The sequence below is a fragment of the Mesobacillus boroniphilus JCM 21738 genome, from assembly GCF_000517385.1.
Taxonomy (GTDB): domain Bacteria; phylum Bacillota; class Bacilli; order Bacillales; family Cytobacillaceae; genus Mesobacillus; species Mesobacillus boroniphilus.
Genome location: NZ_BAUW01000016.1, coordinates 1 through 26,934 on the forward strand (window position 1 = coordinate 1; position 26,934 = coordinate 26,934).

Consider the following 26,934-nt stretch of genomic DNA (forward strand, 5'->3'; position numbering starts at 1 on the left):
ATCCAGGAACAAAAAGCGCAAGCGCCTTGTTCAGCCCCGACAAGCGTTGGAGGGCCGACCAGTGAAGTCGCTCTTTGACTTCATTGGGCGGACCGAAGCGTCTCGAGGGGCTAGGCGCTGGAGCTAGACACTAATCTAAGTGGATAAATCTATACTTTCTTATCCAGGAACAAAAAGCGCAAGCGCCTTGTTCAGCCCCGACAAGCGTTGCCTGCTTAAACGCTAAATCATGTGCAACGAAGGGCTTTAGAAAAAAAAAAAGGAAACCCGGAGGCTTCCTAATAATTCATTAACATCTTTTTTTCCAGCTGGCTCGTATATAGACTATGGTAAAAACCTTTTTGTTCCAGCAATTCGTCATGGCTGCCTTTTTCAATAATCTCCCCATCTTCGATGACGATAATCTGGTCTGCGCTTTTAATCGTATTCAACCGATGGGCGATGATGAAGCTTGTTCTTCCCTTCAGCAGATGCTGGAGGGCTGCCTGGATTTTAAGTTCTGTAATCGTATCAATATTGCTTGTTGCTTCATCAAGAATCAAGATTGACGGATCAGCGAGAATTGCCCTTGCGATGGACAAGAGTTGCTTTTGTCCCTGGCTAATGCCTGTATCATCCTGGCTCAACACGGTATCATAGCCTTCTGGCAAGCGTTGGATAAAGGAATGAGCATTCGCTGCCTTTGCAGCCTGCTCTACTTCCTCATCTGTTGCGTCCAGCCTGCCGTAGCGGATGTTTTCCTTTATGCTGCCCTGGAAGAGGAAGGATTCCTGAAGGACAAATCCCATTTGTGTCCGCAAGCTTTCACGGGTAATTTTTTTGCTGTCATATCCATCAATTAAAATCTTGCCTTTGTCGGGTTCATAAAAGCGTAAAATTAAGTTGATGATCGTGGACTTGCCGGCTCCTGTCGGTCCAACCAATGCAACACTCTCACCCGCTTCAGCATTAAAATTCAAATCAGCTACGGTATCTCCGCCTTTCATATGAAAAAGAAACATCCTTGAACTCGACCTTTCCATTGATATACCGAAGTGGAGCAGCTTCTTTCTCATCGACCGCTTCTTCTTCTGTATCTATGATATCAAAAACCCTATCTGCTCCTGCGACTGCAGAAAGTAATGTATTAAACTGGTTCGACAGGTCATTAAGAGGTCTTGTGAACTGCCTGGAGTACTCAGTGAAAATGACGATTGTCCCAATCGATACGTACCCTTGAAGCGCAAAGTAGCCGCCAACTGCCGTCACAATGGTGAAGCTCAGGTTATTGAGCATATTCATCAATTTCGGGATGAACCCCGTAAAGGTCTGGGCCCAATAACCGGACTCTTTCAGCTTCTTATTTTTAATGCGAAACTCTTCAATAACTTTCGGTTCCTGTGAGAAGGATTTAATAATCTTCTGGCCAGAAATCGTTTCTTCAATGTATCCATTCATTTCACCAAGCCGGCGCTGCTGTTCTTTATACAGCCTCCCTGTCCGGCTTGTGATCCACTTCATCCCCATGAACATCAGCGGCACAATGATCATCGTGACAAGTGCGAGCAACGGACTCAGCCAGACCATGACAGCAAGAGTTCCCACCAGTGTAAGCACGCTTGAAAAAATCTGGATGACGGAAGAATTCAGCGTTGCGCTGACATTCTCAATATCATTAGTTACCCTGCTCATCAATTCGCCATGCTGCCGTTTGTTGAAGAAATCAATCGACAGTCTATGGAAATGTGCAAAAAGCTGTTTCCTCATTGTATAGACTGTTTTCTGGGCAATCCCGATCATCCAGTAGCTCTGGAGCCATAAGGTTAAAGAGTGCAGCCCATAAACTACGCCAAGACCGACTAACAGCCAGATGAATCCATCAGTGGACTCTGCCGCAAAATACTCATCAATTCCCCAACCAATCAGGAATGGTCCCAAAAGGGCCAGGGCAGAACTTGCCACTACCATCAATAGGACAAGGATCAGCAGGCTCCGCTGGTCTGCTAGATATGCCCATATTCTCCTGACCGTCGGAACAATTCCCCTCGCAGTATTACTTTTTTTGTCAGTCTTACTTTCTTTTTGTTTTTTTAACACTCTGCCTTCACCTCCCCGAATTGGGACTCGTATATAGCCTGATACAGGGAAGAATGCTTCAGCAGATAATCATGGTCTCCGGATCCAATTAAGGAACCATCTTCAAGCAGCAAGATTTTATCTGCTTCCTTAGCAGTGCTTATTTTTTGGGTAATGATCATTGTTGTGCATTTGTATTTGCTTATCGAATCCAACAGCTTTGCTTCCGTTTTTAAATCAAGCGCACTCGTGCTGTCATCAAGCAGCAGGATTCTGGGATTTTTGATTAGAGCCCTCGCAATTGACAGTCGTTGTTTCTGACCGCCCGACAAATTGACGCCTTTTTGCCCCAGAAGTGTATCATACCGGTCTGGAAGTTTTTCGATTGTTTCATGTATTTGGGCATGAGATGCGGCCTTAACCATTTCCTCATAGGCCGCATTCTCTTTACCCCATGCCAGATTATCCTTGATTGAACCTGTGAACAGTAAATCCTCCTGGGGAACGTAGCCAATCCCATCTCTAAGACTTTTAAGTTTATAGTCCTTGATACTTCGGCCGTCGATTCGGATTTCCCCGCTGGTAACATCATATAACCGGAGAATAAGCTGAAACATCGATGTTTTTCCGGCACCAGTAGCCCCCAGTACAGCTACGGTTTCACCGGGGGTAATGGAGAAGGATAGATTTTGGAGGATTGGGATATTGGTGTTCGGAAACTGGAATGATACCTTGTCAAATTCAATTTCCCCATTGGTAACCCCATACTCTTTACTGCTTTCTATTGTATCTTCCAGATCGATTTCCTCATTCAGCACATCTGTCACACGCTCAGCAGAAGCCCGGGCACGGGAAAACACCATGATAATCCATGAAAACATCGAAAATGCAGTGGTGATTCTGGCTGCATAATTGACAATCGCAACCACTTCACCGACCGAGACAGCTCCAGTCTGGACTTCTATTTTTCCGAACCAAAGGACAGCGATTACACTCAGATTCATGAAAATGAGCAGGACTGGTATCGTTACCTCGGTGACCCTTAAAGCATACACCGTTTTATCCTTGAGATTATTGTTCGTATTTTCAAATCTTGTACCTTCGTAGCCTCCTCTGGCAAATGCTTGATCAGCCTCATGCCGACGAGATTCTCCCTCATGACTCCGTTCACTTCGTCGAGACGTTTTTGGACACTTTTAAATAAGCCTGCCGCCTTTGTCATGATCCAGATCAGGAAAATCAAAAGAGGCGGAATAATGATGACAAATGCAAGCGACAATTTCACATTGACGAGCATTGCCATAATGATTCCCCCGATGACCAACAATGGAGCGCGCAGTGCAATCCTCAAACTCATAAAAAATGTATTTTGCAGCTGTGTCACATCATTGGTGATCCTTGTGATTAAAGAAGATGATGGAAAGCTGCTGAAGTTTGTGAATGAAAAAGCCTGGACCTTGGCAAACAGTTTCTCGCGCAAATCATAGCCAAAGCTTTGGCCTGCATGCGCAGCGATAAATGAATTCGTGATTCCGGAAGCAAATGCCAGAAATGAAATCCCGAGCATTATTCCGCCTAATTTGATGACAGTATCCAGGTCCCTGGCGACAATTCCATCATCGATGATCTTAGCCATCAGCAACGGCTGCACAAGTTCAACAGCCAGTTCGACGAGCATCAAGCTCAGCGCGGCCGCAATCGGGATGCGATATGGTTTTACAAATGAAAATATACTCATGAAGATAAGACCCCCGTTGAAACCATCTTGATTATTTCGTCTTACGAATTTTATATTTATTATCATACCTCTTTTGGTGAATTTTTTGAATTGAAAGAGAATAATTTATTTTGCATTTGGATTACTAAATGTTATTTTGGCAGCACAATTTATTCTAAAACTAAAAAAGCGGCACCGTTTATTAAGACGATGCTGCTCTAAGTATATTTTCCTATTAAGAGTTTTGTACCAGATGATCTTTCAACTGATCCCTCAGTGCACGTTTCAGGAATTTACCGACTGAGGTCTTTGGAATCTCCTCCATGAATATAACATCTTCCGGCAGCCACCACTTGGCGAACTGCGGGGCGATGAAGTCGAGCAGTTCCTGCTTATCGAGTTTATCCTTATATTGCTCTTTCAGAACGACACAGGCAATCGGGCGCTCTTGCCACTGCTCGTGTGGCACAGCGACGACACTTGCTTCGAAGACAGCCTCGTGAGCCATGAGGGCATTCTCAAGATCGACTGATGAAATCCATTCGCCTCCGCTCTTGATTAGATCCTTCGTACGGTCGACCAGCTTGATGACACCTTCTTCATCAACAGTGGCCACATCCCCAGTGTATAGCCAGCCATCGCGGAATGCATCTGCTGAACGCTCATCCTTATAATATTCATCGGCAATCCATGGTCCGCGAAGCAGCAGTTCTCCCATTTCCTCGCCATCCCACTTCACTTCACCATTTCCGCCGACGACCTTCATTTCCAGTCCTGGTACAAGAAGTCCTTGCTTGGAGCGGATGTCTAAAATTTCATTTTCGTCCAATCCAACCTGGTAGCTCTTCAGACGTGAAACCGTTGCCAGCGGAGTGGTCTCCGTCATGCCGTACGCATGCAGGAATGGAATTTTGTATTTTGTTTCGAATGCTTTGATCATGCCGCGCGGCGCTGCAGAACCGCCACATACAATCGATCTCAAAGAAGATGTATCATAGCTTCCTTTTTCAAGCTCATTCAGCAGGCCGAGCCAAATTGTCGGCACCCCTGCAGTGAAGGTGACTTTTTCCTGCTCAATAAGATCTGCAAGCAGCTTGGGAGTGAACAGCGGTCCCGGCAGTACCTGGGTCGAGCCGAACCATGTCGCAGCGAATGGCAGACCCCAGGCATTGGCATGGAACATCGGGACCACAGGCAATACCACATCGGTTTCCGATAACGCTGCAGTGTCGGCCAATCCAAACGCGAAGCTATGGAGGACAATGCCTCTGTGGGAATAAACAACTCCCTTAGGATTGCCGGTTGTTGCCGATGTATAGCACATACCTGCTGGATCATTTTCATCGATGTCTTTCACGAATTCAAATTCCGGACTAGCCTCGCGAAGAAGTTCCTCATAAGAATAGACTGGCTCCAATGTTGTTTCCGGCAGTTCGTCTTTGTCGGTCATGATGATGTATGCCTCTACCGTTTTAAATTGATCCTTGCTGCGCTCAATCAGCGGCACCAGATCCTCATCAACAAGCAGCACCTTATCTTCTGCATGATTGATAATGTAAGAGACATGATCAGGTGACAGGCGGATGTTGATTGTATGGAGCACTGCCCCCATGCCTGGAGCGGCAAAATAGACTTCAAGATGGCGATGGTGATTCCAGGCAAATGTGCCAACCCGGTCTCCCTTTTCCACACCAAGCTTTTCAAGTGCGCTGGCAAGCCTGCGGGTCCTCTCGCCAATTTCCCTGTAAGTGAATCGGTGAATACCTGACAGTGTCCGAGACACCACCTGCTTTTTCGGGAAAAACTTTTCTGCTCTCTCCAATAGCGATCCTACTGTCAATGGAACATTCATCATACCGACATTTCCCCTTCCGCTTTATTAAATAAGTATTTTCCTCTTTTATGTGTATGTGCCGCTTTTTACATTTAGCCAATCTCTTAAAATCTCTTCTCTCTGTTCTCCTTTTTCGGAGGTGCTGCTCCCTCTTGTGATGGCAAATCTCCGTGCATTTTGATTTGGCCTTCTGGCATTACAAAATTCTTTTCTCTCCAGTATGGGTAGTGGGCCAGTTCTCCCGCCTCAAGTACTGGTGTGAGGCAGCAGTCGACTGTCATGCCAAAATTCGCCCATTCTGAGAGCGACTTGCTTTTAAAAAGATTAACAAGCTCAAGATAAACAGGATTTGTGTTTTCTGGTTTGGAATAATGCGCTGACAGCCAATCCTCCCGGCCGACAGCTTTGCAAAAATTGCGCCAGAACTTTGGCTCAAGAGCTCCAAGGCTGACAAATCGGCCGTCCATCGTTTCGTACAGGCCATATCCAATTACGGTGCCGTTCAAAACGGAAACGCCATTTTGGTAACCTGTTTCTTTTTCAATCAGGACATGGTATGCCATCAATGATGCCATACTGTCAGCAAGGGAAATGCAGTGATAGCTGCCCTCCCCGGTTTTTCCACGGGCTACAAGTGCGGCTAGGATTCGCTCACTGGCCGCCATCCCTCCGATATAATCAGAAAAAGTATGGGATGGATGTACCGGCCTTCCTGTACTGTCCTTCATCTGGGCAAGTGCACCGCTTAAGCTCATATAATTCAGGTCATGACTTCCAAGTTTGCTCATTTCTCCATTTTTTCCGTATCCAGTGACCGAACAATAGACGATACCGCGGTTTATTTTCTTCACTGCTTTATATCCAAGTCCTAGCTTTTCCATCACTCCTGGCCTGAAGCTCTCAACCACCACATCCGCCCTGGCCAGCAGGTCAAGGGTCAGCATCTTTCCTTCTGGCTGCTTCAGGTTGATGACAAGACTCTTTTTTCCGCGGTTATGTGCTTTGAATACATAACCGTTCCCTGTGTTCCTTGCCGGGTCTCCCTCCGGCGCTTCGATTTTAATCACCTCAGCACCAAGCTCAGCCAGCCTGAGAGTCGCAAAAGGTCCTGGGATGTAATTGGTGAAGTCTACTATTCTAATACCGTCCAACATGGTAAAAGACCCTTTCCATTACGTCGGCTGCCCTTTTGAAAACAATTCTTCCATTTGCTTTCTTAGCATGAATTTTTGAATTTTTCCGCTCGCGTTCCTAGGGAGTGCATCCACAAAGAGGTATTTCCGCGGGCGTTTGTAATTTGCCAGGCTGTCACTGTTTTTGCACCATTCATCCAATTCCTCTTCTGTTACCTGTGAATCTTTTTTCACGACAAAAGCCGTTACCGATTCACCCCAGCGGTCATCCGGCTGGCCGACAATCGCGACGTCAAGTACACCTTCATGGGCATGAAGAACATCTTCTACCTCACGAGGATAGATGTTTTCGCCGCCGCTGATAATCATATCATCCACCCTGTCTTTGACCCATAAATAACCCTCTTCATCCAGGTAGCCAATATCCCCAGAATGGTACCAGCCTTTATGCATCGCTTTTTCAGAGGCCTCTTCACGGTTGAAGTAGCCTGACATCATGCATGGTCCCTGGACGATGATTTCACCGCTTTCGCCTGGCGGAAGGATGTCATCCGGATCGGAAGGACCATCCTCATTCGGGCGGACAATCCTGATTTCATGGTTAAGGCAAGCCTGGCCAGCAGCTCCTGCTTTTGTCAACTGGTCATCCTCAGACAGAAAGGTGATAGCAGGGCCCATTTCCGTCATTCCATATGCCTGGACTAGCTTGATGCCAAGTTTGTCATGGCAGGCGCGGACAAGTGAAGGCGCCATCGGGGCAGCTCCGTAAAGACCCAGCTTCAGGCTTTGGATATTATAGTCTGATAGATTCTCCTGCAAAAGCATATTCCACATCGTTGGCGCGGCAAAGAACTTCGTGATTTTTTCCGAATCAATCAGCTCAAGCACTTTCTTTGGCGCAAATTGATGAAGGATGACATTGCTGCCGCCCACATGGATCCTCGGAAGGAATGCGCAATGGAGTTCGGCGCAATGGAACATTGGCGCGGTTACGAGGCCAACATCATTTGCACCCAGTTTGGTTGAACCGACTACAATCAGGCTCTGCTCGACCATATTGCGGTGCTTGTGCATAACGCCTTTTGGCCTGCCAGTTGTCCCGCTAGTGTACATAATCGCATACAGGTCATTTTCGTCCACCTCGATCTCAACAGGCCGAGTTTCCGCAGCTTCGACTTTTTCATGGTAGCTTTTTGCGTATTCTGGTGTATCTCCATCAATGTACCAGAAAGCGATATGCGGGAACCGCTTTTCAATAGCCGCAATGACTGGCTCCACCGCCTTTTCAAAAAGAACAACCTTAGGCTCGGCATCGCTCAAAATAAAAGCGACCTCCTCCCCCATCAGCCGGAAATTGATTGGATTAAAGACAGCTCCGATTTTCGCACAGGCGAAAAACGCAGTACCCAGCTCCTCAGTATTGAACGTGAACGTAGAAACTCTGTCGCCCTTCTTCACTCCTTCAGCAAGGAGCGCGTTGGCAAGCCTGTTCACTTCATCATTCCATTCACTATAAGTAAAGCGAACATTTTTGCGGACATCATAGAGGGCTTCCTTGTTCGGAAACTTCATTACCGTCAGATCGAATATCTTGCCAATCGTCGTGCTCATTTGCATTCCTCCTAATTAAATGTCGACTTTATGCTTTACAGAGTAGCTTTATATAGTAGTCCCATAGGTGACCTGTTTCTTTCGCTTTTGGAATTCCCGTGCGCCAATAGGAAATTCTTAATCCAGACGTTCAATAATAGTGGCGTTTGCCATGCCGTGTCCTTCACACATCGTCTGCAGGCCGTAGCGTCCGCCGGTCCGTTCGAGTTCGTGCATCATCGAAATCATCAGGCGGGCGCCGCTCGCTCCAAGTGGGTGGCCAAGCGCGATTGCCCCGCCATTTGGATTGAGTTTTGCAGGATCTGCTCCCGTTTCCTTCAGCCATGCCATCGGTACAGGTGCGAATGCTTCGTTCACCTCGAAAACATCGATATCCTCCAGCTTCAAGCCGGATTTTTTGAGGATTTTTTCCGTTGCGGGAATCGGCCCTGTCAGCATCAGCGTCGGATCCGAACCTACCACAACCCTGGTGTGAACCTTAAAGCGCGGTTTCAAACCTAACTCCTCGGCTTTTTCACGGCTCATCAAAAGCAGTACTCCGGCACCGTCACTGATCTGGCTCGAGTTGCCGGCATGGATGACACCATCCTCTTTAAAGACCGTTTTCAGGCCCGCCAAAACTTCAGGTGTCGTTCCTTCGCGAGGTCCTGAATCCTCGGTCATCAAAATTGTTTCACCATTTTCGAGGGTGATTTCGAGCGGCATGATTTCTTTCTTAAAATAACCTTCGGCCTGTGCTTTAAAGCACGACGGTGGCTTTCAGCAGAGAATTCATCAAGCTCGCGGCGGGTAAAACCGTATTTCTCCGCAATCCGTTCTGCGGATAGTCCTTGATGGATCATCTCGTATTGTTCTCGTAATTTATGACTAAAAGGGTTAGCTTCCTGGTAATTGGAGCCCATAGGAGTCCGTGTCATATTCTCAACCCCGCCGGCAATGACGACAGCCATGTCCCCCGCAAGGATCGCCTGAGCGGCAAAATGGACAGCCTGCTGGCTTGACCCGCATTGACGGTCAATTGTTGTTCCTGGTACTTCAATCGGGAAACCAGCTGTCAACGCCGCTACCCTGGCAATATCCCCGGCTTGTTCTCCTGATTGTGTTACACATCCGAGGATGACATCTTCAACAAGTCCTGCATCGATACCAGCGCGCTCCACAACCTCTTTCAGAACTCCCGCGGCCAGCTCATCCGGCCTGATATCCTTCAACAATCCTTTTCTTCTGCCAACAGGAGTCCTGACGGCTTCGACGATTACAACTTCACGCATGCTTCATCTTCCTTTCTGTTGATCAAATCTATGTTTACAATCCCAAGTTTTTAGCAATGATGGTTTTCATGATTTCGTTCGTTCCTGCATAGATGCTGGCAACCGGGATATCACGGAATCTCCTCGCAATCTCGTATTCTTCCATATATCCATAACCTCCATGGAGCTGCATACATTCCCCGGCGATTCTCTTTGCGCTGTCGGTGAGTTTCCACTTTGCCATCGATACTTTTGTGACAACATCCTTGCCTTCGATATGCTCGGCAATCAGCTGGTCAAGGAATGCCCTTCCCATTTCGATTTCTGTCGCCATCTCGACAATCTTGAATTGCGTATTCTGGAACTTGCTGACCGGCTTGCCAAATGCTTCGCGGCTTTTTACGTATTCAATGGTTTGTTTCAGCATGACCTCGGACGCTGTCTGTGCGGCAATAGCAACAAGCAATCGTTCCTGCTGGAGCTTTTCCATTAAGTAGAGGAAGCCCTTACCTTCTTCTCCAAGCAAATTCTCTTTAGGTACACAGCAATCTTCGAAGATTAGTTCAGCCGTATCCTGGCAATGCAGCCCTACCTTATTCAACTTTCTTCCACGTGAAAAACCCGGTGCATCCCGCTCAACGACAAGCAAGCTGACCCCTTTATGCTTCGGGTTCGCTTTTGGATCTGTTTTACAGGCTACGACAATCAAATCAGATTGAATTCCATTTGTGATGAATGTTTTTTGCCCATTTAAAATATAGTGGTCGCCATCAAGGATTGCTGTTGTCTGGATGTTCGCCAGATCCGAACCCGTTCCAGGCTCTGTCATCGCAATCGCGGTGATGATTTCACCTGTCGTACATTTTGGCAGCCAGCGTTTTTTCTGCTCCTTTGTCCCGTAAGCCGTGATATAAGGAACAACAATATCATTATGCAATCCTACACCAACCAGGCCTGAGCCTACCCGTTCGAGCTCTTCGTTGATGACAACGGCAAATCCCCAGTCGACCTCGCTGCCTCCATACTCCTCATCAATGTCCGGGCAAAGATAACCCTGCTCGCCCATCTTCTCCCAGAAGGACCGCGGTATCATTCGTTCTTCCTCCCACTGGTCGTAGAAAGGATATGCTTCCTTTTCTAAAAACTTCCTAAGTGATCTGCGGAAAATTTCATGGTCATCTGTTAAATAAGGGTGTTTCATTTTTGTATCTCCCTTTTCTCTCAAACTATTAAAGCTTCACTTCATTCAGTTTCTGGCGAAGCTGGTATTTTAGTATTTTTCCAGACGCATTCCTTGGCAATGCCTCTTCGATAAAGATCCTCCTCGGAACTTTATAGCCAGCAAGTTTTTGGCGGCAAAACCTTTAAGTTCCTGCTCATCAACGACTGCATTTTGCTTTGGCACGATGACTGCGCAGACGGCTTCTCCCCAGACTTCATCCGGCAGGCCGATGATTGCTGCCTCCAGAACAGCAGGATGTTCATAAAGAACTTCCTCTACTTCAATGGAGTACACATTTTCCCCGCCGGAAATGATCATGTCTTTTTTCCGGTCGACCAGTGTGATATAGCCGTTTTCATCGACGGTTGCCAGGTCACCGGTATACAGCCAGCCGTCTTTGATTGTTTTTGCCGTTTCTTCCGGCATCTTATAGTATCCCTTCATGATGGACTCACCTTTGATAATGAACTCTCCGACTGCACCAGGCTTTATATCCTTGCCTTCTTCGTCCACCACTCTCGCTTCAGTCAGGAACGCGGCCTTGCCTCCTTTTCCAAGATGATGTTTATGACCTTCAGGACCAAGCAGGATGCCGCCAGGACCAGCTTCAGTCAAGCCGCAAAGATTATAGAATTGGTCTGTCCTGAAAAGCTCCATGCTCTTCCGGACAAGTTCTGGAGCCATTGGTGCAGCACCATAGCCGCATCTTTTAATCGAAGAAAGATCGTAATCAGAGGCATTCGGCACCTGCAGCATAAAATTGTACATCGCCGGCACTCCAAAGAAGTGGGTGATTTTATGTTGTTGGATTGCTTGAAGCGTTGTAACCGGATGAAAATCCCGATGGATGATATGAGTGGCCCCAAGGACGACGCCCGAAACCAGGAATAGATTTAGCTGTGCCGAATGGAACAGCGGGGCGATATGGAGGATTCTTTCCTCCTGGTTGATGCCCATGCTGATCATCATCGTCAGGCCGACATTGAATACTCGTTTATGGTCAAACAAGGCTCCCTTTGGCCTGCCCGTCGTCCCGGAGGTATACAAGATTTCAAGGTCATCATCATCGCTGACTTCGATTTGTGGATCAGTGACATGATCGGAAAGAACATGATTCAATGAATGATGTCCAACGACTTTAGGGATTCCAGTCGTGATGACATGTGCTGCATTTGTTCCTTTACGTGCTGAAGTAATGGTATCCTCAAACTCATCATCGCAAATCACCAGCACAGTGCCGGACTGTTCGAGTATGTAATGGACCTCGGATGATGTCAGGCGGAAATTCACCGGCACGATTACTGCACCGATTTTAGCTCCTGCAAAAAAAGCAAACACAAACTGATCGGAGTTCTTCATCATTAAAGCAATTCTCTCGCCTTTGCTAATTCCCAGGCTGAGCAGTCCACGGGCAAGTTTGTTCACTTCCTCATTAAATTGCTTATACGTATAGCTTCTGCCTTCACATTCGATTGCCAGCTTCTCCGGTGTTTTCCTTGCATTTTGCGCTAAATATGACCCGATATCCATACACAGCTTCCCCTTCGCTTAAATTTGAAAACGCATTCATCTTTTTACATGCAATAATTATGCCAATTTTCCGAAAACAGAAAATGCAATTAAACCAAGTACAGATCATTGATCGTGTTTAACATAGTGTCCGGAAATTGGACACCTTGTTTGGACACTCTGATGGGCACTGCTCTATTCTGTTCCAGACAAACAACCGGTGAGAGGAAATTAACTCATATCTAGTTTTAATTAGTGGATTTTGAAAATTTATTGATTGAAGTTCTGAATTTATAGTTGATATCCAAATTTAATTGGTTGTTGTTCACCACATTAAGGGCGGAGTTCACAGTTTTATTGGCGATATTTTAACTTTATTGGCGGAGTTCACAACTTTATTGGCGATAATTTGATTTTATTGGCGATTTTCAGGATTTATTGGCGAACTGGAAAAAACCACGTGTTTTTTCCAGTTCGAACCTACACGCTCAGCTGGTATTTCTTTAATTTTTCATAAAGGCCTGAACGGCTGATGCCTAGCAGTCTTGCTGCCTTTGCTTTGTTTCCGTTTGCCTGGGCAAGGGCTTTTCTGATGGCTCCGAGCTCGGCATCCTCGGCAAGGCTGATTTGTTCTAGGACTGGGCTGGATAGTTGCGAGATCAAGTAGTCCGGCAGGTCCTCAGCCTGTATTTTTCCATGCTCGGCAAAGGTCATCGCTCGTTCGAGGACATTCCGCAATTCCCGGACATTGCCAGGCCACCCGTACTGCAGTAGTGTCGCCTTTGCCTGTGATGAGATACCGGTGATGCTTGTTCCCAGCATCGAATTCAATTCTTTCATTAAACCAGTGATCAAATACTCGACATCCTGCACGCGTTCCCTTAGCGGCGGGATGTTCAACGATATGACGTTCAGGCGATAGTAAAGGTCCTCCCTGAACTCTCCCTGCTTTACCATCTCTTCCAGGTTGCGGTTTGTTGCCGCGATAATGCGGACATCGACCTTCACCCGGACATTTCCTCCTACTCTGTAAAACTCCCGCTCCTGCAGGACTCTCAGCAGTTTTGCCTGGAGGGAGAGTGACATATCACCGATTTCATCGAGGAAAAGTGTCCCGCCATTCGCCAGGTCAAACTTGCCGATTTTGCCGCGCTGCTTTGCCCCCGTAAAGGCACCTTCTTCATATCCGAAAAACTCGGATTCGAGCAGGTCTTCCGGGATTGCGGCACAATTGACAACGACAAACTTGCCATCGCTCCGGGCACTGCTGTTGTGGATGGCATGCGCGAACAATTCCTTCCCTGTCCCGCTTTCTCCCCTGACCAGGACAGTGGATCTTCCCTTCGCTGCTTTGGCGGCACTTTTCTTTAATTTTTCCATATAAGGGTCTTGGCTGAATATATGATCCCAGGTGAATCTGGCCGACTCTGATTTCTGCAGCTGCTGATGGTAAAAGCTAGCCTTGTTCTCGGCTTTTTGAAGTCTCTTGAACAGCTCGCTGACCTCATTCAATTGGCGGAACATCACTTTTCCAATCGCTCCGATTACCTTGCCATCCTTCTTGATTGGAATTCGATGGACTATATATCTAATTCCATTCATCTCGTTAAAATCGCTGACTTCCGCCATTTCCGAGCTAAATACATTGCCAAGCTTCAGCTGCGGAAGTACTTGCTCAACTGGTTTGTATAAAACTTCTGTTTTTTCCAGGTCGAACAATTCGAGCAGCGGCGGGCTGACCATCGTAATCATGTTCTTTTCGTCGGTCATCAGGATCCCATCATACGCATGCTCGAGCGTCGTCTCGATTGTCAGCTTCAGCTTTTTGACCGTTTCCAGTTCTTCTGCCATTTTTTCAAATTCGGAAATATCCTGGAACAATAGGATTTTTCCTTTTTCATGATTCACTGTTTCATAGGAAGAGATATGAAGAATAGATTTGAATTTTTCATAATGATGATGCGTATGACCTTCTTTCAGCAAGCCAGGAAAAATATCGTCAAGCTCCCTGGACATTATTGAATCAACAGACCGGCCGCTGATTTTGGCAAAAGCTTCATTTGCATAAACCACCTGCATCTTGCCGTCAGTCATGAGTACCCCGATATTGGAATGCTGCAGGATTGTTTCCAGCTGGTCCTTGAGTGTATTGGCAGATTTCAAGAGAGCGCCCACCATGTCTGTCTTGGTCAGTAAGCCGATGACTTTGTTTCGCTCATCCAGCACAACTCCGGTGCCAACCTTGCTCGTTTTTACAATTTGCTCGATTTCCCTGTAAGGGGTATCAATACGGATTGACCTTGCTTGCTTCTTTATGTATAGCTGGATTGGAGCATCCAGCGGACTGCCATCGAGGATCATCTGATAAAGCCCGCTCCGGGTAAAAACACCCTGCAAATTCTGTTCGGCATCTGTCACCGGCAGCAGATTCCACTTCTTCTTTTTAAAAATTTCAAGCGCCTCTCGCAATGTTGTTTCATCCGTGATTTTACAGTCGACAGGAGTCACAATATCCTTGAATTCAATCAATCATTTCCCTCCTCCAATTGATAGATTTCTGAATATTATAACTTCAATTATAAAGCACCGTTAGACAAAGGTACACTTTGGACGTTAAAAAACCTGCTCCCCAATGAGGAGCAGGCTCTGAGTTGAGTAATAGTTGATCAATATATAAGTATTTGTCCAAAAACTTATTTTGGCTGCATCCTGATGGCTCCATCCAGGCGGATTGTTTCGCCATTCAGCATAGGGTTGGTCAGAATGCTTTCAGCAAGTTGGGCATATTCCTCAGGATAACCAAGCCGCTGCGGGAATGGCACCATTTTACCAAGTGAGTCCCTTGCTTCTTCAGGCAGCGAATCGAACATTGGCGTATGGAAAAGTCCTGGTGCAACTGTCATGACACGGATACCATAAGCAGCAAGCTCCCTTGCAATCGGCAGTGTCATCCCGACCACTCCGCCTTTTGAAGCACTGTAGGCGGCCTGCCCGATCTGCCCGTCATACGCAGCAACAGATGCAGTATTAATGATGACACCCCGCTCACCAAGTTCATTCGCTTCGTTTTTAGACATCTGCTCTGAAGCTAGCCTGATGACATTGAAGGTTCCGATCAAGTTGATGGAGATTACTTTTGAAAACATGTCCAGGGAATGTACACCTTTTCTAGATAACAGCTTGCCCGCAACCCCAATCCCAGCACAGTTAACAACCGTATTAATTGATCCGAATGTTTCAATCGCTTTGTTGATTGCATTTGATACTTCTTCCTCACTCGTTACATCTGTTTTGATAAAAACTGCTTGTTCCCCAAGTTCTTTGACGAGAGCATCACCGCGTTCCACTGACAAATCAAGTATCGCAGCCTTTCCCCTTTGCTCCACAATTCTTCTGACAGTCGCTTCCCCCAACCCAGACGCTCCGCCTGTAACAATCGCTCTTACTTCACTCATTTTCATTATGTTTGACCTCCACTTTTTTATAAAATTGTTAGTTTTATATAAAGCAAGAATCGTGCCAATGCATTTCAAAGGAAAATACACGGCTTGTTAGCAGCAACTGTCCAAAATCAGGACAGTTTTTGCAGGAAATGAACACTTTTAGATTTTTGAGCTTTCTGTAATCCTTGATTTTTATTATTGATAATCCCAAGGGTTGGCTTTTTACTCGTTGACATGGATGTAATCCCGTTCGAGCAAAAGCAGAGGCCCTGCTTTGCCCCAAATGAATGCAGAAGATGAAAAAGGGTAAAAGCAAAATCGTTTTAATACCATTTGAATGAAATTTAACCAGTTGCATCCACTCTAATAACAGCAGGTGACTGACAGCATATAAAAATGCAGAGCCGAAGCCCTGCATCTCTATCAATATTAAACTGCGTTCCGTTTCATCTTGTTTCTCAGAATCAATTCCTCAAGCGCTCCTGAACCGAAGATCACGCCGGAAACGATGAATATCAGTCCCAATAGGTGAGATGAAGTAATATGCTCCCCGAGGAAGATGGCTGCGAACATGATTGACAGGAATGTATTCAAATTCAAGAAAATGGATGCTTCCGCTGGTCCCGCCTTGCCGATTGCATAATTGTAGAGCATATGCCCTACTGCCGTGGCGAAGATTGCTGAAGCGAAAAACACGCTCCATACCCCAATCGAAGCACTTCCTAAGCTTGTTAATCCACTTGGCTCTTTCCACAGTCCGATGAAAAACATAAGGATAGAACCGAAGATCAGCATATATCCCGTTAACAGACGGGGATCGAGAGTTTTCGCTGCTTTGGAGATAATGATGAAACTGATTGCCTGTGAGAGAATGGAAAGAAATACATAAAAGTCGCCAATCGACATGCCTGAGAATCCAGCACTTCCTGCCATCACAGTCAATGAGACGCCAATCCCTCCGAAAATAAAACCAATTGTCCTTACAAATGTCAGCCGTTTACCCAGAAATAAAATCGCCATCAAAGCAGTCAGCAATGGCCCCATACCGAGGATCAGTCCACCGTTAACAGCGGATGTCACTTTTAAACCAATGCCAAGGAATAAATGGTGGCCAGTGACATTCAGGATTGCCCCGCCTAATATATATTTCCACTCCTGCCTGGATGGCAACCGGACTTTTTTTAAGAAAAATAGAATGATAAACACCGAGACTCCAGCCGTGAGAACGCGGAGCGAAGTGATGGTGATTGGAGGAAAATTCCCTACTATAATCTTTAGGGCCGTTACATTCAATCCCCATAAAACATGACCCCTGTAAGGATTAAATAGATTTTAAGATTTTTCATGATGTTTCCTTCTTTCATTTAAACGGTTAAAGCATAACTACCATTCTACTCCTTTTTTATAAAAGGACAAGAGAAAGGAATACCAATTATTTACCACCAAGAATAATAAGTACCAAAAATAAAGGAGAAATGTATCATAGACTGCTAGGTTAAAAGAACGGTTTGTTATAAAATCCTTCAAAAACCGACAAAAAGAGGTTTAAAAACCAGAATACTATTTTGGAAAGATACAATACCGCTTTGAAGGGAGGTGAAAGAATGCACTTCCGACAACTGATCATTACTGGCTTTATTGTGGGTGCAGCTATGTTGATACCTGACCTCGCTTTTGCTGAAAAAGGGGCAAATGCCGGAAATCCTCAAAAGCCTGTGACGGCTGAACAAGTTACTCTGCCAGATAAGGCTGAGAATGCACAGACTTCTGGAAAAACTCCAGGAGAGCCTGCTGTCAAAAACCAGCCAGTGCAGAAACCAGTCGTTCAAAAACCGGCTCAGGCAAAACAGAAAGATAAACCTGCTGATGCAGGGAAATCAAATAAGAAAGCTCAATCATTCAAGAAAAATGAGAAAGCTGCCCTGCCTCAAAAGGCAAAGGCATTGATCAACGATAAGTCAAAACAGGTAAAACATAAAACAATGCATAGCAATAAACAAAGCAATAAAGATGCTTTACAATCCATACATAATAAGGGGCATCACGTAAAAGAAACGCAGCGTAGATCACCTGGGTTAAAGGAAAAGGTTGAGCCATCCAAGGAATCAGCAGTGACCCCGTCATTTGTTAAAGTTACAGCAAAGACGGCAAGCAAAGAAACGCCTCCAGTAAAAAATGATGGAAATGATTCATCCAAAAACGAGAGGTATCCTAAAGGTGACAACATTCCTAACCCTCCTTCACGCACGAAGGCTTCAGGGGGGCCGTCAAGTGACAGGACAAGTTATGGAAACGCGAGCACTTTCATTAACGATAAGTGGTTTGTTTGGGATGAATCATTTAATTTAAATCTCAAGCAGCCGTATACATCGCGAGTTGCTGTTTTTCAAAGCCAGTGGGTCAATGCCCCGCCATCACCGCCACCGCTCAAAGCTCCTGCTTTTTTACCGTATACCGATGCAATAGCCACGGATCACGTTAATTAAAAGGGAGCGAATTATTAAAATGAATAACTATATAAATGGAACAAAAGTTGTGAAGTCTTTAATGTTAGCTGGAGTATTGTCAATCGGGGTACTGACTGGAGGTCAATTCACTCAAGCTGCAGGACCTGAAAAAGTTAAGGTTGAACAATCTCACGCAGCGAAACCAGCAAAGGTTCAGTCTGCTAAAAAAACTGATGTAAAAGCAAAACCGGCTGTTCCAGCAAAGCCTGCTGCCAAGCCTCAAGTAAAGGCACCAAAAGCGGAAGCTAAGGAAAAAGAAAAAGCAGCGAAATCACAAGCTAGCACTCATGCAAGTGAAACTGCTGAAAAGCACGCAGCACCAAACGCGGCAGTTCATTCAACTGTTCAGCAAGCACCGGCTGAGGAAGTTCCAACTGAAGAAGTTGTTACTCAGGAGCCAGTTGTTGAAGATGTAGTTGAAGAGGTTGTTGAAGCAGAGCCAGTTGTAACTGATGACACTGAAAAAGATGCTGAATCAGAAGAAACTGCTGAGCTTGAAGAAAATGCAGCAACAAAACAAGAAGAAGAAGAAGCTGAACTCGACGCTGACACTGAAATGAAAAAGGAAGATGAAGAAGAATCTGATGAGGATTCTGAAGACATTGACCTTGATGCAGATGCAACTGTAAAAACTGAAGAATACGAAGAAAATGACTCTGATTCTGAAGACATCGATCTTGATACAGATGCAACAGTGAAAACTGAAGAAGAAGACGAAGAAGAAGAAGATACTGAAGAAGACGACACTGAAGAAAAAGTGAACACTTCTGCAGTAAACAAGGCTAATTCCAAAGCTTTCAACGCAAGTGAAACGGCTAAAGTGAATGCTAATGAAAATTCTGCTGTTGCTTTGTCTGTTGAAGCGACTGAAGAAGATGTGACTGAAGAAGATGTGACTGAAGAAGAAGTAGCTGAAGAAGACGTTACTGAGGAAGATGTGACTGAAGAAGACGTTACTGAAGAAGACGTAGCTGAAGAAGACGTAGCTGAAGAAGATGTTACTGAAGAAGACGTTACTGAAGAAGACGTTACTGAAGAAGAAACGGTATCTCCTTCTATTGCTAACAAAATGAAGTCTAAAGCTTTCAATGCAAGCGATGTTGCTAAAGAGAAAGCTAACGAAAACTCTGCTGTTGCTTTGTCTATTGAAGTTGCTGAAGAAGACGTTACTGAAGAAGACGTAGCTGAAGAAGACGTAGCTGAAGAAGATGTTACTGAAGAAGACGTTACTGAAGAAGACGTTACTGAAGAAGACGTTACTGAAGAAGAAACGGTATCTCCTTCTATTGCTAACAAAATGAAGTCTAAAGCTTTCAATGCAAGCGATGTTGCTAAAGAGAAAGCTAACGAAAACTCTGCTGTTGCTTTGTCTATTGAAGTTGCTGAAGATGAGGTTACTGAAGAAGAAGTGACTGAAGAAGAAGTGACTGAAGAAGAAGTGACTGAAGAAGAAACAAAAGTATCTCCTTCTATTGCCAACAAAATGAACTCTAAGGCTTTCAACGCTAGCGATGTTGCAAAAGAGAAAGCTAACGAAAACTCAGCTGTTGCTTTGTCTGTTGAAGTAACTGAAGAAGCTGCTACTGAGGAAACTGCTACTGAAGATGTAACTGAGGAAGCTGCTACTGAGGAAACTGCTACTGAAGAGGTAACTGAGGAAGTTGTAACTGACGAGACTGCTTCTGAAGAAGTAATTGAGGAAGTTGTAACTGACGAAACTACTACTGAAGAAGTAACTGAGGAAGTCGTAACTGACGAGACTGCTTCTGAAGAAGTGACTGAGGAAGTTGCTACTGATGATACTGCTGCTGAAGAAGAAACAGTAAACCCTTCTGCTGACAATAAAGCTGCGTCTAAAGCTAGCTTATATGCAAGTGAAGTTGCTAAGAAGTTTGCTGCTATTATTTCTGCAGTACTTGCTGTTTTTGAAAAGTCGACTGATGAGAAGGCTGAAACTGTGACTGAGGAAATCATCGTTGAGGTTGAAACTAAATAATCGTACTACAAGAGAGAGACTCCCAGCTTAGCTGGAAGTCTCTTTTTTCTATTAGTGGACCAGATTCCCCTTCGTTTGAGAGTTGTCCATCAGCCAGTTATTTTCCTCATTGGCGACAATCAATTCGTTGATGTCATATGTAATGTAATATTTTTCTTTGATGAATGGATCTTTTTCCACTAATCTGATTGCTTCATCGATACCATTGCAGTTTAGGATGATCATGGCTTGCTCGTTATTTTTAAGAGGACCGGCAATCACCATCTGTCCCGCCCGATTCAACTGCCTAAGATGTTCTATATGCCTTGCCAGCAAGCTGGAATCCAGTTTGCCATTTCGTTTCCCTTTCAGGAACACAACAAATTTATTCATAAAAAAGACTCCTATCCTGAAAATCATCCAGTTTATTATATCATTTCCAACATATCCCTTCAGCTAAGCAGCATTTCGTTATTAAAACTGAACATAAATGTGTAAAAAAGCAATAAAAATACCCATGGCTTACGTAATCGGCAACTAGCATACCTTATTCTGAAGTTGGACTTTTGAACAAAAAAGGAGGGAAGTAAATTGTTCGCATTCGCACTTTAACTTCCCTCTTCACTTATCGCTTCTTCAAGCAGCCTGGCAAACCTTTCTTCTCGATAGGCTTCCTTTACGAAACTCTCGTCTGCTATTGTTCTCAGAAGCTTCCTTTTTACTGTTTCATCTTTGACAGCCCCTTTGATTTGTTTACGGCTGGATGCCAGGAAATCTAGATAGCTTTCGTATTGTTCGCCAAATGTCTGCTCCAGCTGACTGCAAATCTTCTTAGCCAGTATCGGGCTCGCTCCAGATGTCGAGACGGCAACCGTCAATTTGCCTCTTTTCATCACAGATGGAACCTGGAAGTCCGATTCCTCTGGATCATCTGCAAGATTAACCAATTGATTTGGTGCTGCATCCCTTTTAACTGCGAGATTCGTCTCTCGGTCATTAGTGGCGGCAATGATGAGCAATGCCCCTTGAAGTTCTTCTTTCGCATAGGGCTCAGGGTGCCAGGAAATCACACCTGTTTCGGCTAGCCGCAGCAATTCGCTTGTTAATTCCGGGCTCACTACCTTCACTTTCGCTCCAGCATCCAGCAAGCCCAGGACTTTTCGTTGAGCGACTTTGCTCCCGCCAATCACCACGACATTCCGTTCATGTATCCGTAGATTTATAGGGTATAGCATGCTTTCACTCTCCAGTTATTGGCGATGTTGACTGCAAATTATATTTTATTGGCGGAGTTCATAGTTTTATTGGCGAAAATAAAAATTTATTGGCGGTTTTCACAACTTTATTGGCGAAAATAAAAATTTATTGGCGGTTTTCACAACTTTATTGGCGAAAATAAAAATTTATTGGCGGTTTTCACAACTTTATTGGCGATGTTCACAATTCCATTAGTGAGGACCTATTTTTATGTTTACCTTGCTCTTGCTTCATCAACTCTTTGCATAAGCAGTTCGCCCAGACGTTCATCAAAGCCAACTGGTTCGCACAGGACAATCTCTCTCTCCGGATTTTGAACCAAAATACTATTTATTGTTTCTTCCATTTTAACAGTAAAGCCGCCAGTATAAAGCAAGAATGGCAGAACGTACACCTTCTTGTGAACCTCGCTTGCCAAAAGCTTTTCTCCATAGAATGGCTGTGTCGTTATATAGCCAGTATCAGCTTTAGACGATACTTTCTCCTGAACCCTGTCAGCCAGTTTCACAAACCCCTCAGCAGCAAGGGGATTCCTGCTGCCATGCCCGACGAGCAGGATAGTCTCTGACTTCATACCTGAAAAGCCTTGTTTCTTTAAACGGTCCAGGACGATTTCCAGTATCGTTTCATTCACACCAAGCGGCTGTCCATAGAATATCTCTACTTCCGGGTAATTTTGTCTGACCCTTTCCAGCTCGTCCGGTATGTCCACATTTGCATGGATTCCTGGAAGCAGCAATACCGGAACGACGGTTACCGATGTTGCTCCCTTTAAAATGCATGATTCGACCGCTTCGAAAATGGTTGGCCGAGCATTTTCAAGGAATCCATAGGCAGCATTCGTACTCTCCCCTGTTGAAATTACCTTCTCGATGAACGATACAAACACCTTGTTTCCTTGCTCACTTCTGCTGCCATGGCTGATGAATACCGTTGCTTCCATTTATTTTCTCTCCTTTTAAAAAACAAGTCCATTAAACGAATGCCAGTTCAGATTCTTTTCTGGCCAAACAATCGATCACAGCGGTTTTATTGGGTACTTCTAAAACCTCATTCGGAGATACACCATATTCTATTGCAGCTTCTGCTGTCCTAACTCCCATGCAGACAACCTTTGATGTTTTCAGTATCTGCTGCGGAATGATTTCCTTCAGGATTCCTTCTTCAACAATTGTTTTAACAGCCCTGCTGCTTGGCAAAACAATTGTATTAACAGAAGCTTCCTCAAGTACCCTTTTAAAAATCGGTGTGAATTGTTCGTCGATGACCTTTCTGGACGTTATGAACATTTCAGCATGTGGATAATCCTGTGAAAAGTCGCTGTCACCTACAATTAGCAGCTGACCAGCCAGAGGCATCTTCCCATCCAATTCAGCAAAGAAGCCTTTTTCATTCAGTGCTTTAACAGACTTTGTTGAACAGCCGTAAAAGTCTGCTTTCACCTTTCTGATATCAATTCCTTCAGTAAATATGATCTCAAAGAATTCCCTGACACTTTCAGGAGATGTAAAAAGAATCTGTTCGTATACAGAAATTCTATTAACAACCGCCTGGTCTACAGGAACGGTAACCTTTTTCCATTTTGGGAATTCAATCACGTCTGCTCCCTGATTCATCAACTCTCTCGCTAGTTCACTTTCATCAGTACCCGTTCGCGCCAGTAAAATTTGTTTGCCAAACAGCGGTTTCTTTTCAAACCAATTCAGTTTTTTCCTAAGCGAAATTATATCTCCAACAAGGGTGATGGCCGGATTGGTAAAATTCACTTCCTTCGCCTTTGCGGCAATATTGGACAGAGTTCCTTCCAAAGTCTGCTGCCTGGAAAAGGTTCCCCATTGAATGAGGATCACCGGGGTATCGGCCGGTTTTCCATGCTTGATCAAATTTTCGCTGATATATGGAAGATTTGAAATGCCCATGTAAAAGGCAATGGTGTCAATGCCCGTGGCAAGCCCTTTCCAATCCAGCTTTGGCTGTCCATTTTCAGATTTATCATGGGCAGTCACAACAGCAAAGGATTCGCCAAATTCGCGGTGTGTGACAGGAATTCCAGCATATAAAGGGGCAGCGATTCCTGACGTAATTCCCGGAACTATTTCAAAAGAAAGGCCATTTTCGGCCAGCGCTGCAGCTTCTTCTCCTACCCGTCCAAACACACCTGGATCGCCGCCCTTGAGACGGACAACGATTTTTCCTTCAAGCACTTTTGATACAAGAAGGTTGTTGATCATTTCCTGGCGAAGGACGTGCCGGTCCGGCAGCTTGCCGCAGTAAATCAGCTCGCAGTCTGAAGGAGCATAATCCAGCAGCTTAGGATTGGCAAGCCTGTCATATAATATGACCTGCGCCTTTTTGATGGCCTCCAATCCTTTAACTGTAATCAACTGTACGTCTCCAGGCCCTGCACCGACTAAAAATGCTCTTCCTTTTTCCATTGTGTTCCCGCCCTTTCAATGCTGCATAACGTGTACACTTTTCACGATTAGATTAGTGTCCAGCTCCAGCTTTTCTTAATTGAGAGGGAGGTTCCCCCTCTTATTTCATATCGTTATATACACTTCATTTTCGATTACTTCAACAGGATACGTTTTGACTTCGCCTGTATCTGGTGCCTGTACTTTCCCGTCATCCAGCGATATCTTCAGGTCATAGACTGGACAGTAGATAAAATTCCCGCTAACGAGCGCATCGGCAAGGGTTCCGCCTTTTCTGTGGGGACTGCGATTTTCAACCGCTTTGACCTCTCCATTGGATATCCGGAACAAGACGATGTTCTCACCATTTACTGTGACTGCCTGCCCTGCCCGTTCAGGCAGGGAATCATAATCAGCCACTTTGATTCTCACTTTTGTCATCTGCATCTTCATCCATCCTCCCTATTCGACTGTTACGCTGCGGACTTGATAGTACTTTTCTTTTATGCCGCTATCAGTGATCGCTTCGTGCCATGGCTCGTTATATCGCTCCAGAGTCTTATCAAGCCTTTCGTTCAACTGCTTTCTCATATTCTCATCGGCGAGGACTTCTTTGACATGATTAAGTCCCATCCTTTCAAGCCAAGGAGCAGTCCGTTCAAGATAGGCAGCAGTTTCACGGTAGTATTGCAGGTATGCTCCTGTTATTTCCATTGCCTCTTCTTTAGTTTTAACAGTATCAAGCAGGTCGCAGCACGCAGATCTGTTCCGCCATTGCCGCCGATATAGATTTCCCAGCCGCCATCGACCCCTACAAAGCCAATGTCTTTAATTCCAGATTCCGCACAGTTCCTTGGACAAGCAGAAACTCCCATTTTGACTTTATGCGGTGTATCGAGGCGTTCAAACTTTTTCTCGAGCTCGATTCCAAGTCCCATTGAATCCTGAGTGCCAAATCGGCAAAACTTTTCGCCGACACAGGTTTTTACTGTGCGAAGCGTTTTTCCATAAGCATATCCCGATGGCATACCCAGATCTTCCCACATTGCCGGAAGGTCCTCTTTATTGATACCAAACAGGCCAATCCTCTGGCCGCCTGTCAGTTTTACCAAAGGCACGTCGTACTTCTCAGCAACTTCTGCAATTTTCTTCAAATCTGCAGCAGTCGTCACGCCGCCATACATTCTTGGCACAACCGAGTACGTTCCATCTTTCTGGATGTTAGCATGCATTTTCTCATTTACCAGTCTTGAATCACGCTCATCTTTATAGCCGTCATAGTGGACCATTCCAAGGTAATAGTTGATTGCCGGACGGCATTTTGAACATCCTTCCTCCTGAGACCAGCTAGTACGTTCATGACTTCCCTGACATTGGTCAAACCTTTTTCCCTGATTTCTGCCACTACTTCATCTTTGCTTAAAGTCGTACAGCCGCAAATCCCTGCTTTCTTCGCGGAGGTATCATACTGGTCACCTAGTGTGTATGCGAGGATATCCGATATGAGCGATTTACATCTTCCGCAAGAACGGCCTGCATTCGTGCAGCCACCCACTTCATCAACAGTAGTCAACTCATTTGTGCGGATCGCTTCGACAATCGTTCCTTTTGTGACGCCATTGCAGCCGCAGACAAGCTCGTCATCGGCCATCGCCGCTACATCGCCTGCTTCTCCACCGCCGCCGCAGCATCCGCTTGCTTCTAGAATCGATACGCTTGTCATGCCGCTGATGTCTTCTCTTTTCGTCAGCATCCTGAACAGTCGGTTGCTGTCCTTTGTGTCACCATAAAGCACGATTCCGGCAATCCGGTTGTCACGAATGACAATTTTTTTATAGATACCATCAAACTCATTGTGAACCTTGATTGATTTAGTTCCCTCGTCATCGCCGATTTCACCTGCTGAGAACAAGTCACAGCCAGATACCTTCAGCTGGGTGCCGCAAATGGTTCCTTCGTAAGGGTTAGCCGGAATCCCCGCAAGGTTGGCTGCAAGTACTTTTCCCTGTTCATACAGCGGTGCGACAAGGCCATAAACGATTTCTCTATGTTCAGCACATTCACCAACGGCATATATATTAGGCACATCTGTCTCCATATAATCATTGACGACAATCCCTCTGTTGACGTAGATGCCGCTGTCTTTGGAAAGCTGGACATTCGGGCGGATGCCGACAGCCATGACGACAAGATCTGCTTGTATTTCTGAACCATCAGAAAACCGAAGCCCAGTTACTCTTTCATCTCCTAAAATTTCTGCGGTCTGTTTTTCAAGCAAGAAATTCATACCTTGGTTTTCCAATTCTTTTTTCAGCATTTCGGATGCTGTTTCATCAAGCTGTCTTTCCATCAGGTGCGGCATCAAATGGACAACATCGACTTCCATGCCCAAATTCAGCAAGCCTCTCGCAGCTTCCAGACCTAAAAGTCCTCCCCCAATGACAGCTGCCTTTTTATACGCCTTAGAATCTTTGATCATCATTTCACAATCATGGATGTCACGAAACCCGACTACGCCATTTTTATCAGATCCGGGTACCGGCAGGATAAACGAGCTCGAACCTGTCGCGATAATCAACTCATCATAATCTACCTTGCGTCCTTGATCGGAAATGACTTGCTTCTTTTGCTTGTCAATCTCGACAACAGCTTCACCTGCGAAAAGCTTGATTCCATGACTCTTGTACCATTCCCAATCATTCATGATGATGTCTTCGATTGACTTATCTCCCTGAAGGACTGTGGACAGCATAATTCTATTGTAGTTAGGATGTGGTTCATTCCCAAAAATAGTGATCTCGAATCCATCTGGCTGGAGTTTAAGCAGTTCTTCGATTGTCCTTACTCCTGCCATTCCGTTTCCTATCATGACTAATTTCTTTTTCATCTCTTTGTCCTCCTATAGTTAAAGCTTCTGTTCCGGAGTTTTCATTAATGATATTTCCTCTATGTCTAAATTGTATTGTGATTTAAGTCTCCCGTTTGTGAAGTTCGTCACATTTCAACC

The 26,934-nt window shown here is 45.2% G+C and carries 15 protein-coding genes and 4 pseudogenes; 2 read left to right on the top strand and 17 right to left on the bottom strand.

The window, feature by feature from the left end; translation table 11 throughout:
• Nucleotides 1-278: 278 nt before the first annotated feature.
• The 11 genes and pseudogenes from JCM21738_RS07020 to JCM21738_RS07070 form a co-directional block, all read right to left on the bottom strand.
• Nucleotides 279-2,097: pseudogene (locus tag JCM21738_RS07020) on the bottom strand (ABC transporter ATP-binding protein).
• Nucleotides 2,070-3,793 (bottom strand): annotated as a pseudogene (locus tag JCM21738_RS07025) (ABC transporter ATP-binding protein). The pseudogenes JCM21738_RS07020 and JCM21738_RS07025 overlap by 28 nt, the downstream one beginning before the upstream one ends.
• 214 nt (nt 3,794-4,007) lie before the next feature.
• Nucleotides 4,008-5,627 (bottom strand): long-chain fatty acid--CoA ligase, encoded by a 1,620-nt coding sequence (locus JCM21738_RS07030; RefSeq protein ID WP_023625574.1) that lies wholly within the window; start codon nt 5,625-5,627, stop codon nt 4,008-4,010.
• 83 nt (nt 5,628-5,710) lie between these two features.
• Nucleotides 5,711-6,760 carry a CaiB/BaiF CoA transferase family protein gene (locus tag JCM21738_RS07035; RefSeq protein WP_243462930.1) on the bottom strand — a complete coding sequence of 350 codons (1,050 nt, stop codon included), beginning with the start codon at nt 6,758-6,760 and terminating at the stop codon, nt 5,711-5,713.
• A gap of 18 nt (nt 6,761-6,778) precedes the next feature.
• Nucleotides 6,779-8,350: a fatty acid--CoA ligase gene (locus JCM21738_RS07040; RefSeq protein ID WP_023625576.1), complete on the bottom strand. Its 1,572-nt coding sequence runs from the start codon at nt 8,348-8,350 to the stop codon at nt 6,779-6,781.
• 117 nt (nt 8,351-8,467) lie between these two features.
• Nucleotides 8,468-9,621 (bottom strand): annotated as a pseudogene (locus JCM21738_RS07045) (thiolase family protein).
• Between the two features lie 34 nt (nt 9,622-9,655).
• Entirely contained in the window at nt 9,656-10,801 is a 1,146-nt protein-coding gene (locus JCM21738_RS07050; RefSeq protein WP_023625578.1) for an acyl-CoA dehydrogenase family protein, read from the bottom strand.
• Between the two features lie 69 nt (nt 10,802-10,870).
• A complete protein-coding gene (locus JCM21738_RS07055) occupies nt 10,871-12,352 on the bottom strand; it encodes a class I adenylate-forming enzyme family protein (protein WP_369385669.1) in 1,482 nt (493 codons plus the stop codon).
• A gap of 459 nt (nt 12,353-12,811) precedes the next feature.
• Entirely contained in the window at nt 12,812-14,860 is a 2,049-nt protein-coding gene (locus JCM21738_RS07060; RefSeq protein WP_023625580.1) for a sigma-54-dependent Fis family transcriptional regulator, read from the bottom strand.
• Nucleotides 14,861-15,024: 164 nt separating this feature from the next.
• A complete protein-coding gene (locus JCM21738_RS07065) occupies nt 15,025-15,792 on the bottom strand; it encodes a 3-hydroxyacyl-CoA dehydrogenase (protein WP_023625581.1) in 768 nt (255 codons plus the stop codon).
• Between the two features lie 411 nt (nt 15,793-16,203).
• Nucleotides 16,204-17,067, bottom strand: a complete 864-nt coding sequence (locus JCM21738_RS07070; RefSeq protein WP_369385670.1) for a DMT family transporter — start codon at nt 17,065-17,067, stop codon at nt 16,204-16,206.
• Between the two features lie 311 nt (nt 17,068-17,378).
• Between JCM21738_RS07070 and JCM21738_RS07075 the strand changes: the two genes are divergently transcribed.
• Entirely contained in the window at nt 17,379-18,260 is an 882-nt protein-coding gene (locus JCM21738_RS07075; RefSeq protein ID WP_023625583.1) for a hypothetical protein, read from the top strand.
• Nucleotides 18,261-18,279: 19 nt separating this feature from the next.
• Nucleotides 18,280-20,277, top strand: coding sequence for a hypothetical protein (locus JCM21738_RS07080; RefSeq protein WP_035209136.1), 1,998 nt, complete (start codon nt 18,280-18,282; stop codon nt 20,275-20,277).
• Nucleotides 20,278-20,328: 51 nt separating this feature from the next.
• On the opposite strand, the gene JCM21738_RS07085 is transcribed toward JCM21738_RS07080, so the two are convergent.
• The 6 genes and pseudogenes from JCM21738_RS07085 to nirB all read right to left on the bottom strand — a co-directional run bounded on the left by JCM21738_RS07085 (nt 20,329) and on the right by nirB (nt 26,814).
• The gene (locus JCM21738_RS07085; protein WP_023625586.1) at nt 20,329-20,649 is read right to left on the bottom strand and encodes a YciI family protein; all 321 of its coding nucleotides are present in this window, start codon (nt 20,647-20,649) and stop codon (nt 20,329-20,331) included.
• 215 nt (nt 20,650-20,864) lie between these two features.
• Complete coding sequence (locus JCM21738_RS07090; RefSeq protein WP_023625587.1) at nt 20,865-21,491, bottom strand: precorrin-2 dehydrogenase/sirohydrochlorin ferrochelatase family protein; 627 nt, start codon at nt 21,489-21,491, stop codon at nt 20,865-20,867.
• A gap of 236 nt (nt 21,492-21,727) precedes the next feature.
• Nucleotides 21,728-22,456: a sirohydrochlorin chelatase gene (locus JCM21738_RS07095; RefSeq protein ID WP_023625588.1), complete on the bottom strand. Its 729-nt coding sequence runs from the start codon at nt 22,454-22,456 to the stop codon at nt 21,728-21,730.
• A 31-nt stretch (nt 22,457-22,487) separates the two neighbouring features.
• Nucleotides 22,488-23,948 carry a uroporphyrinogen-III C-methyltransferase gene (gene cobA / locus JCM21738_RS07100; protein WP_023625589.1) on the bottom strand — a complete coding sequence of 487 codons (1,461 nt, stop codon included), beginning with the start codon at nt 23,946-23,948 and terminating at the stop codon, nt 22,488-22,490.
• A gap of 105 nt (nt 23,949-24,053) precedes the next feature.
• Nucleotides 24,054-24,380, bottom strand: a complete 327-nt coding sequence (locus JCM21738_RS07105; RefSeq protein WP_439645989.1) for a nitrite reductase (NAD(P)H) small subunit — start codon at nt 24,378-24,380, stop codon at nt 24,054-24,056.
• Between the two features lie 9 nt (nt 24,381-24,389).
• Nucleotides 24,390-26,814: pseudogene (gene nirB / locus JCM21738_RS07110) on the bottom strand (nitrite reductase large subunit NirB).
• Nucleotides 26,815-26,934 lie beyond the last annotated feature (120 nt).

Coding starts and splice junctions, on each gene's coding strand:
- JCM21738_RS07030 (WP_023625574.1), bottom strand. CDS start 5,627: ATGATGAATGTTCCATTGACAGTAGGATCGCTATTGGAGAGAGCAGAA.
- JCM21738_RS07035 (WP_243462930.1), bottom strand. CDS start 6,760: ATGTTGGACGGTATTAGAATAGTAGACTTCACCAATTACATCCCAGGA.
- JCM21738_RS07040 (WP_023625576.1), bottom strand. CDS start 8,350: ATGAGCACGACGATTGGCAAGATATTCGATCTGACGGTAATGAAGTTT.
- JCM21738_RS07050 (WP_023625578.1), bottom strand. CDS start 10,801: ATGAAACACCCTTATTTAACAGATGACCATGAAATTTTCCGCAGATCA.
- JCM21738_RS07055 (WP_369385669.1), bottom strand. CDS start 12,352: ATGGATATCGGGTCATATTTAGCGCAAAATGCAAGGAAAACACCGGAG.
- JCM21738_RS07065 (WP_023625581.1), bottom strand. CDS start 15,792: ATGAAAATGAGTGAAGTAAGAGCGATTGTTACAGGCGGAGCGTCTGGG.
- JCM21738_RS07075 (WP_023625583.1), top strand. CDS start 17,379: ATGCACTTCCGACAACTGATCATTACTGGCTTTATTGTGGGTGCAGCT.
- JCM21738_RS07080 (WP_035209136.1), top strand. CDS start 18,280: ATGAATAACTATATAAATGGAACAAAAGTTGTGAAGTCTTTAATGTTA.
- JCM21738_RS07085 (WP_023625586.1), bottom strand. CDS start 20,649: ATGAATAAATTTGTTGTGTTCCTGAAAGGGAAACGAAATGGCAAACTG.
- JCM21738_RS07090 (WP_023625587.1), bottom strand. CDS start 21,491: ATGCTATACCCTATAAATCTACGGATACATGAACGGAATGTCGTGGTG.
- JCM21738_RS07095 (WP_023625588.1), bottom strand. CDS start 22,456: ATGGAAGCAACGGTATTCATCAGCCATGGCAGCAGAAGTGAGCAAGGA.
- cobA (WP_023625589.1), bottom strand. CDS start 23,948: ATGGAAAAAGGAAGAGCATTTTTAGTCGGTGCAGGGCCTGGAGACGTA.
- JCM21738_RS07105 (WP_439645989.1), bottom strand. CDS start 24,380: ATGAAGATGCAGATGACAAAAGTGAGAATCAAAGTGGCTGATTATGAT.